This window comes from Bradyrhizobium barranii subsp. apii, assembly GCF_011516635.5.
Classification (GTDB): Bacteria; Pseudomonadota; Alphaproteobacteria; order Rhizobiales; family Xanthobacteraceae; genus Bradyrhizobium; species Bradyrhizobium barranii.
In genome coordinates, this window is the sequence record NZ_CP096255.1 from 9,684,323 (window position 1) to 9,697,064 (window position 12,742).

Annotated in this window: 12 protein-coding genes; 10 read left to right on the top strand and 2 right to left on the bottom strand. The window is 64.5% G+C overall.

Annotated elements, in window-relative coordinates; genetic code table 11:
• Window positions 1-67 precede the first annotated feature (67 nt).
• The 5 genes from HAP41_RS46065 to boxB all read left to right on the top strand — a co-directional run bounded on the left by HAP41_RS46065 (window position 68) and on the right by boxB (window position 6,454).
• Entirely contained in the window at window positions 68-1,609 is a 1,542-nt protein-coding gene (locus HAP41_RS46065; RefSeq protein ID WP_166069480.1) for a benzoate-CoA ligase family protein, read from the top strand.
• A 116-nt stretch (window positions 1,610-1,725) separates the two neighbouring features.
• Window positions 1,726-2,544, top strand: coding sequence for an alpha/beta fold hydrolase (locus HAP41_RS46070; protein WP_166069479.1), 819 nt, complete (start codon window positions 1,726-1,728; stop codon window positions 2,542-2,544).
• An 18-nt stretch (window positions 2,545-2,562) separates the two neighbouring features.
• Window positions 2,563-3,090 (top strand): DUF309 domain-containing protein, encoded by a 528-nt coding sequence (locus tag HAP41_RS46075; protein ID WP_166069445.1) that lies wholly within the window; start codon window positions 2,563-2,565, stop codon window positions 3,088-3,090.
• Between the two features lie 116 nt (window positions 3,091-3,206).
• Window positions 3,207-4,895: a 2,3-epoxybenzoyl-CoA dihydrolase gene (boxC, locus tag HAP41_RS46080; RefSeq protein ID WP_166069415.1), complete on the top strand. Its 1,689-nt coding sequence runs from the start codon at window positions 3,207-3,209 to the stop codon at window positions 4,893-4,895.
• A 122-nt stretch (window positions 4,896-5,017) separates the two neighbouring features.
• On the top strand, window positions 5,018-6,454 hold the full coding sequence (boxB, locus tag HAP41_RS46085; protein ID WP_166105365.1) for a benzoyl-CoA 2,3-epoxidase subunit BoxB: 1,437 nt from the start codon (window positions 5,018-5,020) through the stop codon (window positions 6,452-6,454).
• Window positions 6,455-6,629: 175 nt separating this feature from the next.
• On the opposite strand, the gene HAP41_RS46090 is transcribed toward boxB, so the two are convergent.
• Together HAP41_RS46090 and HAP41_RS46095 are read right to left on the bottom strand one after the other, a co-directional pair.
• Window positions 6,630-7,430 (bottom strand): SDR family oxidoreductase, encoded by an 801-nt coding sequence (locus HAP41_RS46090; protein WP_028155161.1) that lies wholly within the window; start codon window positions 7,428-7,430, stop codon window positions 6,630-6,632.
• Between the two features lie 104 nt (window positions 7,431-7,534).
• Window positions 7,535-8,593 carry a polysaccharide deacetylase family protein gene (locus HAP41_RS46095; RefSeq protein WP_166069403.1) on the bottom strand — a complete coding sequence of 353 codons (1,059 nt, stop codon included), beginning with the start codon at window positions 8,591-8,593 and terminating at the stop codon, window positions 7,535-7,537.
• Window positions 8,594-8,757: 164 nt separating this feature from the next.
• Here HAP41_RS46095 and HAP41_RS46100 point away from each other — a divergent pair, with 164 nt between their 5' ends.
• The 5 genes from HAP41_RS46100 to HAP41_RS46120 all read left to right on the top strand — a co-directional run bounded on the left by HAP41_RS46100 (window position 8,758) and on the right by HAP41_RS46120 (window position 12,334).
• A complete protein-coding gene (locus HAP41_RS46100) occupies window positions 8,758-10,152 on the top strand; it encodes an OmpA family protein (protein ID WP_166069371.1) in 1,395 nt (464 codons plus the stop codon).
• Window positions 10,153-10,154: 2 nt separating this feature from the next.
• Window positions 10,155-10,451 (top strand): hypothetical protein, encoded by a 297-nt coding sequence (locus tag HAP41_RS46105; protein WP_063979886.1) that lies wholly within the window; start codon window positions 10,155-10,157, stop codon window positions 10,449-10,451.
• A 124-nt stretch (window positions 10,452-10,575) separates the two neighbouring features.
• Window positions 10,576-11,166, top strand: coding sequence for a TetR/AcrR family transcriptional regulator (locus tag HAP41_RS46110; RefSeq protein ID WP_166069349.1), 591 nt, complete (start codon window positions 10,576-10,578; stop codon window positions 11,164-11,166).
• Window positions 11,163-12,095, top strand: a complete 933-nt coding sequence (locus tag HAP41_RS46115) for a haloalkane dehalogenase (RefSeq protein WP_166069339.1) — start codon at window positions 11,163-11,165, stop codon at window positions 12,093-12,095. The genes HAP41_RS46110 and HAP41_RS46115 overlap by 4 nt, the downstream gene beginning before the upstream one ends.
• An 11-nt stretch (window positions 12,096-12,106) precedes the next feature.
• The gene (locus HAP41_RS46120) at window positions 12,107-12,334 is read left to right on the top strand and encodes an Rdx family protein (protein ID WP_166069333.1); all 228 of its coding nucleotides are present in this window, start codon (window positions 12,107-12,109) and stop codon (window positions 12,332-12,334) included.
• The last annotated feature ends 408 nt before the right edge of the window (window positions 12,335-12,742 follow it).

Consider the following 12,742-nt stretch of genomic DNA (forward strand, 5'->3'; position numbering starts at 1 on the left):
AGCATTGACAGCAAGCCGCCGCGGTGTCTTTCTATGAATTATAATTCTAAATTCGGGGGAGAAGTCCGTGAGCGAGGGATCCTATAACGCGGTGACCTGGCTGCTCGACCGCAACGTCGAGGACGGCAGGGGCTGCAAGCTCGTCTTCGACGACACCGTCTCGCGGCTCACCTATGGCGAGCTCCAGCGCGAGACCCGGCGCGCCGCCAACATGCTGCGCCGGCTCGGGGTCCGCCGCGAGGAGCGCGTGGCGATGATCATGCTTGATACGATCGACTTCCCGATCGTGTTTCTGGGCGCGATCCGTGCCGGCATCGTGCCGGTGCCGCTGAACACGCTGCTGACATCAGATCAATACGCCTACATCCTCGCCGATTGCCGCGCGCGGGTGCTGTTCGTCTCCGAGGCGCTCTATCCCGTCATCAAGGACGTCGTCGGCCGCATGCCGGATCTCGAGCACGTCGTGGTCTCCGGCGCCAAGATGAACGGCCACAGGCAGCTCGCGGAAGAGATCGCCGGCGAGAGCGACCAGTTCACGACCGCCGCGACGCATCCGGACGAGCCTGCGTTCTGGCTGTATTCGTCGGGCTCAACCGGCATGCCCAAGGGCGTGCGCCACATCCATTCGAATTTGCAGGCGACCGCGGACACCTATGCGAGCCAGGTGCTCGGCATCCGCGAGAACGACGTCTGCCTCTCCGCGGCAAAGCTGTTCTTCGCTTATGGCCTCGGCAATGCGCTGACGTTTCCGATGTCGGTCGGCGCCACCGTGGTGCTGAACAGCGAGCGCCCGACGCCGGCGCGCATGTTCGACCTGATGAACAGGTACAATCCCTCGATCTTCTACGGCGTGCCGACATTGTTCGCGGCGATGCTCAACGACGAGACGATGAAAGCCGAGCGCGGCGGCAAGTCGCTGCGCATCTGCACCTCGGCCGGCGAGGCGCTGCCGGAATCCGTCGGCAACAGCTGGAAGGCGCGCTTCGGCGTCGACATCCTCGACGGCGTCGGCTCGACCGAACTCTTGCACATCTTCCTGTCGAACGCGCCCGGCGACATCAAATACGGCTCCTCCGGCAAGCCGGTGCCGGGCTATGCGGTGCGGCTCGTCAACGAGGCTGGCCAGGATGTCGCCGACGGCGAGGTCGGCGAGCTCCTGGTCGATGCGCCCTCCGCCGGCGAGGGCTACTGGAACCAGCGCCACAAGAGCCGCCGCACCTTTGAAGGTCCGTGGACCCGCACCGGCGACAAATATGTCAGGGATGGCGAAGGCCGCTACACCTTCTGCGGCCGCGCCGACGACATGTTCAAGGTCTCCGGCATCTGGGTCTCGCCGTTCGAGGTCGAGAGCGCGCTGATCACGCATCCCGCCGTGCTGGAAGCCGCCGTCGTGCCGGAAGCCGATCCGGAAGGCCTGCTGAAGCCGAAGGCCTTCGTCGTGCTGCGTCCGGGCGCGGCGACGGCGGACTTGCAGGAGATGCTGAAGGAGCACGTCAAGCAGAAGATCGGCCCCTGGAAATATCCGCGCTGGATCGACGTGGTGGAGTCACTGCCGAAGACGGCGACGGGGAAGATTCAGCGGTTCAAATTGCGCGAGGGCGCAAACTAGCAATCGGTCGTCATGGCCGGGCTTGACCCGGCCATCCACGTGCATCCGCGATTGAGGAAAGGCGTGGATGCCCGGGTCAAGCCCGGGCATGACGACGGAGAAAGAAGAGCGAAGAAATGACCAACCTCTCCCCCGCCGGCTTCCTCAGCATCGGCAGCGCCAGCCTCGAATACAAATGGCTCGCCCCGCAGGACGCCGATGCACCCACCATCGTCATGCTGCACGAAGGCCTCGGCTCGGTCGGTCTGTGGGGCGACTTCCCGGAAAAACTTCAGCAAGCCACCGGCGCGGGCATCTTCGTCTATTCGCGCGCGGGCTACGGCCAGTCGAGCCCGGTCACGCTGCCGCGGCCGCTCGATTACATGCAGCGCGAGGCGCTGGATGTGCTGCCGAAGATCCTCGATGCGATTTCCTTCAAGCGCGGCCTCCTGCTCGGCCATTCCGATGGCGCTTCGATCGCGACGATCTATGCCGGCGCGCATCAGGATCACCGTCTGCAAGGCCTCGCGCTGATGGCGCCGCATTTCATCGTCGAGGACATCTCGGTGAAATCCATCGCAGCGATCAAGACGACCTTCGAGACCACCGACCTCAAGGCAAAGCTGGCGCGCTGGCACAAGGATGTCGACAACGCCTTCTACGGCTGGAACCGTGCCTGGCTCGATCCGAAATTCCGCGACTGGGACATCTCGGAATACCTCGCCTACATCCGCGTTCCCATCCTGGTCGTGCAGGGCAAGGACGACCAATATGGGACACTGCGACAGGTCGATATTGCGCAGGAAGAGTGTTATTGTCCGGTAGATTTGAAAGTTATTTCAGACGCGGGACATTCCCCGCATCGTGAAGCGCCGGGGGCGACGCTTGACGCGATTGAGCAATTTGCAAGAGCGGCCCTGCGCGACGATCAGGGACTTCAGGGACGCGCCGCATGATCCTGCGGAGGCACATCCATGAATGTGCCTTCGGATGCGAGCGGCCCGTTGCCGTGGCCGCGATGGGCCTATGTGCCGGGCGAGACCGACGGGGTCGACGCGGATTACGAGACGCTTGACCTGGCCAAGGCGCTGGTGCCCCCGGCGTTCCGCGGCTACGTGCCGGCGCGCCATCCGGCGCTGCGCTATGGGCTCGCGCTCAACGACCGCGGCTATTTCTGGGAATCGCAGGAGGTGCTGGAAGCGGTCTGGGCCGCAGCCCCGCAAGGCGGCCGCGAGCGCATTCTGCTGCGCGCCTGCATTCACATCGCCAATGCCAATTTGCGACTGCGCATGCAACGCCTGCATTCGGCCGCGCGCCTGTTCGGCGACGCGCAGGTAGAGTTGCGGGCGCTGAACTCGCGCAAGGCGGCCGCGGGCGGCGACGGCTTTGTCGAGAGCTTCCCCATTCCGGCGCTGACGGCTCTGCTCCAGGCCAAGCTGGGCCGTTCCGAACTCTCCAAGGCGGACTGGATCACCCTCGGCGCCATTGTGCGGTCTCAATAGGTCTCATGAAACAAAGTGCATGCGGTGGCCGTTAAGGGCTAGACGCGTTCAAAAAGATGCATTATTGTGCATTTAACGCTACAGCCAAAACGCTTAACCAAGCTCAAGGGTGGCCCATGGCCGGGGAAGATCGGCGCCTCGCATGCGGCGCGACATTCATCGATTTCCAGACCGAACCGTCCCGCTACAAGCACTGGAAGCTCGCGGTCGATGGCGACGTCGCCACCCTGACCATGGACGTCGACGAGAACGGCGGCCTGTTCGAGGGCTATCTGCTCAAGCTCAATTCCTACGATCTCGGCGTCGACATCGAGCTGGCTGACGTCGTCCAGCGCCTGCGCTTCGAGCACCCCGAGGTGAAGGTCGTCGTGATGCGCTCGGCCAAGAACCGGGTGTTCTGCGCCGGCGCCAACATCCGCATGCTCGCGGGCTCGACGCATGCCCACAAGGTGAACTTCTGCAAATTCACCAACGAGACCCGCAACGGCATGGAAGATTCGTCGGAGAATTCCGGCCAGCGCTTCATCACGGTGGTGAACGGCTCGGCCGCCGGCGGCGGCTATGAGCTGGCGCTCGCGACCGACCACATCATCCTCGCCGATGACGGCTCGTCGGCCGTTGCGCTGCCGGAAGTGCCGTTGCTCGCGGTGCTGCCGGGCACCGGCGGCCTCACCCGCGTCGTCGACAAGCGCAAGGTGCGCCGCGACCACGCCGATTTCTTCTGCACCATCGAGGAAGGCGTGAAGGGCAAGCGCGCCGTGCAGTGGCGTCTCGTCGACGAGATCGCGCCGAACTCGAAGCTCGAGGCCAAGATCGCCGAGCGCGCCAAGGAGTTCGCAGGCCAGTCGAAGCACAAGGGCAGCGGCAAAGGTATTGCGCTGACACCGCTCAGGCGCGTCATCGACGAGACCAGCATCCGCTACGGTTTTGTCAGCGTCGACATCGATCGCACGGCGCGCATCGCCACCATCTCGATCAAGGCGCCGGAGGCCGCGCCGCCGGCCGACATCGACGGCATGATGGCGCAGGGATCTTCGTTCTGGCCGCTCCAGGTCGCGCGCGAGCTCGACGACGCCATCCTGCATCTGCGCATCAACGAGCTCGAGATTGCGATGCTCGTCTTCAAGAGCCATGGCGACCGCGCCCATGTGCTGTCATCCGACGCCTTCCTCGAAGCCAACAAGGCGCACTGGCTGGTCAACGAAATCAGGCACTATTGGAAGCGCGTGCTGAAGCGCATCGACGTCACCTCGCGCACGCTGGTGACGCTGGTCGAGCCCGGCTCCTGCTTTGCCGGCACGCTCGCCGAGCTCGTCTTCGCCGCCGACCGCTCCTACATGCTGATCGGCGCGCGCCAGGGCGACAACCGTCCGCCGCCGTCGATCGAATTGTCGGCCATGAACTTCGGTCCGTATCCGATGAGCCACGGCCTGACCCGGCTGGAATCGCGCTTCCAGGCCGATCCGTCCGACGTCGAGCGTGCGGAAGCCACCATGGGCACCGCGCTCGACGCCGAGCAGGCGGAAGAGCTCGGCCTCGTCACCTTCGCGCTCGACGACATCGACTGGGACGACGAGGTGCGCGTGTTCCTCGAGGAGCGCGCCAGCTTCTCGCCAGACAGCCTCACCGGCATGGAAGCGAGCCTGCGCTTCGTCGGCCCCGAGACGATGGAATCGAAGATCTTTTCGCGTCTGACCGCGTGGCAGAACTGGATCTTCCAGCGCCCGAACGCGGTCGGCGAGGAAGGCGCGCTGCGCCGCTACGGCAGCGGCCAGAAGCCGAAATTCGATATGACGAGAGTTTAGCGAGTCGGGAGTGGTGAATGGCGAATAGGGATTTCCATTCGCTACTCGCCATTCGCAAGCTCACGGTTCGATGCCAATCGTTGAATGAATCAGTCCCCCACGGGAGGTCCACCATGAACATCATGAACGTCGACTACTCGACCAAGATTCCGAACAACGTGAATCTCGCCGAAGACCGCCAGGTGCTGAAGGCGCTGGAAGGCTGGCATCCCGGCTATATGGACTGGTGGAGCGACATGGGGCCGGAGGGCTTTCAGGAGTCGCTGGTGTATCTGCGCACCGCCTATTCCGTCGATCCGCGCGGCTGGGCCAAGTTCGACTACGTCCGCATGCCCGACTATCGCTGGGGCATCCTGCTTGCGCCGCAGGAGGAGAACCGCGTCGTTCCGTTCGGTGAGCATTTTGGCGAGCCGGCGTGGCAGGAAGTCCCGGGCGAGTACCGCGCCATGCTGCGCCGCCTGATCGTGATCCAGGGCGACACCGAGCCGGCTTCCGTCGAGCAGCAGCGCCACCTCGGCAAGACCGCGCCCTCGCTCTACGACATGCGCAATTTGTTCCAGGTCAATGTCGAGGAAGGCCGCCATCTCTGGGCGATGGTCTATCTGCTCCAGAAGTACTTTGGCCGCGACGGCCGCGAGGAAGCGGATGACTTGCTGCGCCGTCGCTCGGGGGATGCCGATGCGCCGCGCATGCTGGGTGCCTTCAACGAGGCGACGCCGGACTGGCTGTCCTTTTTCATGTTCACCTATTTCACCGACCGCGACGGCAAGATGCAGCTGCACTCGCTCGCGCAGTCGGGCTTCGATCCCTTGTCGCGCACCTGCCGTTTCATGCTGACGGAAGAAGCGCACCACATGTTCGTCGGCGAGACCGGCATCACCCGCGTCGTGCAGCGCACCTGCGACGCGATGCGCGAAGCCGGCATCACCGATCCCACCGACATCGCCAAGGTCCGCGCGCTCGGCGTGATCGACCTGCCGACGATCCAGAAGAAGTTGAACCTGCACTATACGCTGTCGCTCGACCTGTTCGGCTCGGAGGTCTCGACCAACGCGGCCAACGCCTTCAACACCGGCATCAAGGGCCGTTATCACGAGACCCAGATCGACGACGATCACCAGCTCAAGAACGCCACCTATCCGGTGCTCAAGTTCATCGACGGCGAGATCAAGCTGGTCGACGAGCCGGCGCTGACTGCGCTCAACATGAGGCTGCGCGACGATTACAGCCAGGACTGCGTCAAGGGCATGCTGCGCTGGAACAAGGTGATCTCGACCGCGGGCTATAACTTCCAGCTCAAACTGCCCAACGTCGCTTTCCATCGCCATATCGGCGAGTTCAAGGGCATCCATGCGACGCCGGATGGTCTTTTGATCGACGACGCCACCTGGGCCAGGCGCAAGGACGATTGGCTGCCCTCGACCGCCGACGGCGACTTCATCACCTCGCTGATGCAGCCCGTCACCGAGACCGGCCAGTTCGCCTCCTGGATCTCGCCGCCGAAAGTCGGCATCGACAACAAGCCCGGCGATTTCGAGTACGTGAAGATCGAGTCGTAAGCTTCTTACCTCTCCCCGCTTGCGGGGAGAGGTCGGATCGCATCGCAGATGCGATCCGGGTGAGGTGGTACAGGTGCGGCGACAATCTCACGCGTGGAGAGAGGCCCCTCACCCCAACCCTCTCCCCGCAAGAGCGGGGCGAGGGAGCGCACCGTCCGCGCTGCAATAAGCTCGCCTACCCCGCGATCTCCAGCCCCGCATTCGCGTACACCACGCCGCCATCGACGGCGATGGTGTTGCCGACGACGTAATCGCCCGCGCGCGAGGCGAGGTAGATTGCCACGCCGGCCATGTCCTCATCGGTTCCGATACGCCGCGCCGGAATGCGCTTTGCGACCTCGTCCGCATGGTCGCGCGCGGCGCGGTTCATGTCGGACTTGAACGCGCCCGGCGCGATCGCGGTGACGTTGATGTTGTCCTTGATCAGTTTCGTCGCCATGCGCCGCGTCAGATGGATCACGGCGGCCTTGCTGGCGGCGTAGGAGTAGGTCTCGCTGGGATTGACGAAGATGCCGTCGACCGAGGCGATGTTGATGACCTTGGCGGGCCGCTCGTGCGAGGCCGCCGCGCGCAGCGGTTTTGCCAACGCCTTGGTCAGGAAGAACAGCGACTTGACGTTGAGGTCCATCACCTTGTCCCAGCCGCTCTCCGGGAATTCGTCGAACTCCGCGCCCCAGGCCGCACCCGCATTGTTGACGAGGATGTCGAGCTTCGGCTCCAGCTTGATGATCTCGGAGGCCAGCCTGTCGCAGCCTTCGATGGTCGAGATATCGATCGGCAGCGCGATGCATTCGCCGTCATATTGGGCGGAGAGTTCTTTCGCCGTGGCCTCGCATGGCCCGGCTTTGCGCGCGGTGATGTAGACCTTCGCCGCGCCTTGCGCGAGGAAGCCCGCCGCGATCATCTTGCCGATGCCGCGCGACCCGCCGGTCACGAGCGCGACACGGCCTTTGAGCGAGAACAGATCGTTGAACATGGTGCCTCCCTTGGTTGGCGACGTTTTGAGCGCGGCGGAGAGGGGAGTCAATCTCCGCCGTCACTCTTACGGAGCGCTTCTCAGGATGAGGTCTGAGTGATGGATCAGGCCGCCGCAATCCGGCGAAAGCCGTTCCACATTGCGGTCGCGGCGCCTGAGGTGAGCACCGGCAAAATTCGCGCGTCCTGGTAGTTGCCGTTGAGCGAGACGCGCGGCAGCGCGGTCATGTGGCCGGCGTTCTCGGCGAACAGCATGCCGGGCCGGGTCGTCACCGCGGTCTTGAAGCCGGCCGATGCAGCGAGAGCGAATTCGCGCTCGCCCGCGGCTTCGCGGTCGCCATAGGGGTAGGCGAAGTGCAGCACGGTACGGCCGAGCGCCTGCTCGATCCGAGCGCGGCTTACCGCCATCTCCTGTGCGGCGATCCCCTCGCTCTGCCTGGCGAGATTGCAATGGCTGATGGTGTGCGCGCCGATCGTGACCAGCGGATCGGCGGAAAATGCCTTCACCTCGTCCCAGGACAGGCACAGGCTGCGGCACAGTGCGGCCATGTCGACGTTGTATCTGGCGCAGAGCGCCTCGATCTCGCGCTTGAGATCATGTTCGCCCGGCAGCGCGCGCAGCCAATCGTGCAGGCGGTCGAACGCAACCTGTTTTGCGGCAGGGGTCGTTGCATCCAGCCGAAGCGCGGAATTGCTGATCTGGATGTCGATCTGTTCGGCCTTGGCGATCACGGTTTCCAGCGCGGTCCACCACAGACGTCCGGTGCCCTCGGCAAACTCGCTCGCGACATAGACGGCCAAGGGCGCGTCAAATTCGAGCAGAACCGGCAGCGCGAATTCGAGATTGTCGCGGTAACCGTCGTCGAGGGTGAAGGCGGCGAAGGGGCGGGTGAACCGGCCCTGCACCAGCCGCTCATGCAGCTCGTCCATGCTGACGATGTCGATCCCGCGAGAGCGCAAATGGCTCAGGGTGGCGCGCAGGAAATCGGGGGTGACTTCGAGGTGCCGGTTCGGCTGGAACGCGGCCTCGCGGGCCGGCCGCACGTGGTGCAGCATGAAAATGGCGCCGACGCCCGACAAGAGCGGGCGCAACAGGTGGTGCGCCCCGCTGAAATAGAGTGCCCCCAGCCCGGCGCGGATGACCTTGTTTCGGAGTTGTTTCATGACCGGCTGGCGAACTCTGGCATTCCAATTTCAACTTACGGAAGAACCCTTGAAGAAAAAGTTATTCCAATTGTCGACGCATGGCCTTCGGAAGGGCATCATTTCCGGTTTGACAGCCCGGCAAGGGTTTGTTTTGTCTCCGGTTCCAGAGTTCGGGTCGTTGAATGCAGAAGCTTTTCAGGTGGGCCAGCAAATGGTGGCCAGGGCTGATCCCCCTGGCCGTCATGTGGGGATTTGCGGCCTGGAATAATACCTTGCCGGTCGAGGCGGACCTGTCCGCCCGCAGCTCGGCGGCGCTCAAGGAGACCGTTCTGGACAAGACCCGGATCGCGGTGGACGGCCGGGACGTCGGCCTGGCCGCGGACGCCTTTTCCGAGGAGGGGCGCCGCGATGCCGTGATGGCGGTCGAGCTCGTCCCGGGCGTGCGCCTGGTCGACGACCGGACCCGCCTTGTTCCCGAAGCGACGCCCTTCGTCTGGAATGCCGAGCGTGACGTGGTGCGGGTGACGCTGTCCGGCTCCGCGCCCCTGCCGTCGATGAAGGCGCGCCTGACCGAGGCCGCGCGCAAGGAGGTCAACGGGACCGAGGTCGCCGATCAGATGGGTCTCGCGCGCGGCGCGCCGCCGCGGTTCGAGGCGGCCGCGATGCTGCTGCTCGACCAGATCGGCAAGCTCAAGGACGGCAAGATCACGATCACCGACACCAAGGTCAATCTGTCGGGCATGGCGCGCGACCTCGGCGGCCGTGAGGCGATCGCGGCCGCGCTCAAGAACCTGCCGGAGGGCTTTTCGGTCGCCGCCAACGATGTCAAGGCGCCGCCCTACATCTTCCAGGCCTACAAGGACCCGGTCGCCGCGACCGTGACGCTGACGGGCTACGTGCCTGACAACAACGTGCACGCGGCCATTGCAACGAGTGCCTCGCGAAAGTTCTTCACCGAAAAGGTCGTCGACAATCTCAAGGCCAGCGTCGGCGCACCCGGCTCCTTCAATACTGCCGTGGTCGCAGCGCTCGGCGGGCTGTCGCGGCTGTCGACCGGTACGCTCGTGGTGTCCGATCGCGAGGTGAAGCTGTCGGGCGACGCGCTCTATGAAGGGGCCGCCAACGACATCCGCGCAGGCCTCGGCAAGGACTTCCCGAAGAACTGGCAGTACAAGCCGGAGATTACGGTGAAGCCTGCCGCGGGTCCGGTCGACGGCACGGTCTGCCAGCAATTGTTCTCGGAACTCCTGAACAAGGGCAAGATCCGCTTTGCAACGAAACGCGCCGACATCGATCCGGATTCCGCCGGCATTCTCGACCACCTGATCGAGACGGCGCTGCGCTGCCCCACCACCAATATCGAGGTGGCCGGCCACACCGACGCCGATGGTGAGGACTCCTTCAACCAGGCTCTCTCGGAGAAGCGCGCGCAGGCCGTGATCGACTATCTGGTCAAGGCCGGGCTGCCGGCCACCCGCTTCACTCCGGTCGGCTATGGCGCCACGCACCCCCTCGCCGGCAATGACACCGACGAAGGCAAGGCGCAGAACCGCCGCATCGAATTTCTGGTGAGGTGACGATGCCCTATCTCGTCTCGTTCCATCTGGGCTGGCTGATCGGCTCGCTGCTGCTGGGCTTTTGCATGGGCTGGATCTCGGTGGTCCAGCGCGGCAACGGCACCTCGAAGGTGACCGCGCGCTGGCTCGCCGTGCTTGCCGCCGCCCTGGTCGCAGCCTCCTTCGCGCATGTGGTACCCGGCCGCTTCGGCTATTGGCTCGATCTCGGGCTGGTCATGTTCGCCTGCTACCTCGTCGGCTGCACCATCGGCGCTTGGCTGCGCGACAGGGTGGTCTCGCGGAGCCAGCCGGCCGCCTGAGCCCTTGGGCTCGCTCGGGGGCGGGCCTCTATCCAACATTACGATAACGGCTTGATCGGCAAGCAAATTGCCGAACAATCAGAACGCGCTTGACATCAATACGTACGTACGTATTATTTTCCTCATGCCAAAGCCCTCACTCAAAGACGCCATCCTCGATGCCGGCCTGAAGGTCATGTTCAGGACCGGCTATCACGGCACCAGCGTGCGCGACGTCACCGCTGCGGCGGGCGCGCCGCAGGGGTCCTTCACCAATCATTTTCGCTCCAAAGAGGTGTTCGCCTCCGAGGTGCTCGACCGCTACTTCGACACCACGAGGGGACTGGTCGCGGAGGCGCTCGACGACACCTCGCTGACGCCGCGCGCGCGGCTGCGGCGCTATCTCGACATCATCACCGGCCGGCTCGAGGCCGACGGCTATGGCCGCGGCTGCCTGATCGGTGATCTCAGCCTGGAGGCATCAGCCAGCAGCGAAATGCTGCGCGCCCGTCTCGCCGAAATCTTCGCGGAGTGGCGCGCGCCGTTCGCCGCCTGCATCAGGGGCGCCCAGACGTGCCGCGAGATCGCATCCGATTTCGAGCCCGAAGAGCTTGCCGATTTCCTGCTTGCGTCCTGGCAGGGCGCGATCCTGCGCATGAAGGTCGACCGCAATCCCAACGCCCTCGAACGTTTCAAGACCATCGCCTTTCAAACCGTCTTCAGGGAGCTGACATGAGCAAGCCAACTGAAATCGAGATTCTCAAAGCGTCTGTGCTGGGAAGCACGATGGCCTATCGCGAGGCGGGAGATCGCGATGCGCCCGCTGCCCTGTTCCTGCACGGCAACCCGACGTCGTCACATATCTGGCGCAACATCCTGCCGCTTGTATCGCCGGTCGCACATTGCATCGCGCCCGATCTCGTCGGCTTCGGCCAATCCGGCAAGCCCGACATCGGCTATCGCTTCGTCGACCACGTCCGCTATCTCGATGCATTCATCGAACAGCGCGGCATCAAATCGGCCTACCTCGTCGCGCAGGACTGGGGCACCGCGCTCGCGTTCCATCTCGCCGCGCGCCGGCCGGATTTCGTGCGCGGCCTTGCCTTCATGGAGTTCATCCGCCCGATGCCGACCTGGCAGGACTTTCACCACACCGAGGTCGCGGAGCAGCAGGACCACGCCGAGGCGGCGAGGGCGGCGTTCCGCAAATTCAGGACGCCGAGCGAGGGCGAAGCGATGATCCTCGAGGCGAACGCGTTCGTCGAACGCGTGCTGCCCGGTGGCATCGTCCGCAAGCTCGGCGAGGACGAGATGGAGCCTTACCGTGCGCCATTCCCGACGCCGGAGAGCCGCCGGCCCGTTCTCGCCTTCCCCCGCGAACTGCCGATCGCGGGCGATCCCGCCGACGTCTACGAGACGCTCCAATCCGCGCATGCGGCGCTGGCTGCATCGGCCTATCCGAAGCTGTTGTTCTCGGGCACGCCCGGCGCGCTCGTTGCGCCCGAATTCGCCGAGCGGTTCGCGGCCTCGCTGAAGCACTGCGCATTGGTCCGCCTCGGACCCGGGCTGCACTTTCTCCAGGAGGATAACCCCGAGGCGATCGGCCGCTCCGTCGCCGGCTGGATCGCCGGCATCGAAGCCGTGCGCCAGCAGCGCGCTGCCTGAAGGCGGGCGAGATGGCTGATGTGACCATCATCTATTGCCGTCCCTGCGGCCACGAGAAGCGCGCCAAGGACGCCGCTGCTGCGCTGCGGCAGCATCTGGCGCTGGAGGCGGCTCTCGTGCCCGCCGGGGGTGGGATCTTCCAGGTCAAGGTCGGCGACAGCATCGTCGCCAGCCGCAGCAAGGGCCACTTTCCCGGTACCGACGAAATCGTGGCCGCCGTCACTTCCGCGTGGCACTGATCCGGGGCGGATTCCGATCGCTTCCTGAGGCCGCCACCGTCGCCGCGGCCTTTCGGCCCACCTGAAATCCCTGAACAACAGCGCCAGCCACCCCCTCTTTCGCCAGGCGGGGGCGGCCCATAGATTGACGTCGGCTTAAGTCGTGACGGAACATTGTGCGGTCGAAATCATCAAAACTTCATGGCGCCTGCGCAGGATTGCCATGGAGATTCGCGTCAGTCTTGCCGCCGAAAGCGCCAATCCGTGCATCAGGAGCCCGCAACCCTGCCTAAAATATTGAAGGCACGAGTATTTGTTCGAATTGCTGAATTCCACTCCGCCCCAAAACGCGCTAGTGGAGGGGCATGGGGCATGCGCGATGCCGGAGCCGGCGGCAAGGGTTCGTTGAATGCCTGTGCGTCGTCCGCC

Excerpts from the sequence above, each read along its gene's own strand:
- HAP41_RS46115 (WP_166069339.1), top strand. The coding sequence starts at position 11,163 with ATGAGCAAGCCAACTGAAATCGAGATTCTCAAAGCGTCTGTGCTGGGA.
- HAP41_RS46090 (WP_028155161.1), bottom strand. The coding sequence starts at position 7,430 with ATGTTCAACGATCTGTTCTCGCTCAAAGGCCGTGTCGCGCTCGTGACC.
- HAP41_RS46110 (WP_166069349.1), top strand. The coding sequence starts at position 10,576 with ATGCCAAAGCCCTCACTCAAAGACGCCATCCTCGATGCCGGCCTGAAG.
- HAP41_RS46075 (WP_166069445.1), top strand. The coding sequence starts at position 2,563 with ATGAATGTGCCTTCGGATGCGAGCGGCCCGTTGCCGTGGCCGCGATGG.
- HAP41_RS46120 (WP_166069333.1), top strand. The coding sequence starts at position 12,107 with ATGGCTGATGTGACCATCATCTATTGCCGTCCCTGCGGCCACGAGAAG.
- HAP41_RS46095 (WP_166069403.1), bottom strand. The coding sequence starts at position 8,593 with ATGAAACAACTCCGAAACAAGGTCATCCGCGCCGGGCTGGGGGCACTC.
- HAP41_RS46105 (WP_063979886.1), top strand. The coding sequence starts at position 10,155 with ATGCCCTATCTCGTCTCGTTCCATCTGGGCTGGCTGATCGGCTCGCTG.
- boxB (WP_166105365.1), top strand. The coding sequence starts at position 5,018 with ATGAACGTCGACTACTCGACCAAGATTCCGAACAACGTGAATCTCGCC.
- HAP41_RS46070 (WP_166069479.1), top strand. The coding sequence starts at position 1,726 with ATGACCAACCTCTCCCCCGCCGGCTTCCTCAGCATCGGCAGCGCCAGC.
- boxC (WP_166069415.1), top strand. The coding sequence starts at position 3,207 with ATGGCCGGGGAAGATCGGCGCCTCGCATGCGGCGCGACATTCATCGAT.
- HAP41_RS46100 (WP_166069371.1), top strand. The coding sequence starts at position 8,758 with ATGCAGAAGCTTTTCAGGTGGGCCAGCAAATGGTGGCCAGGGCTGATC.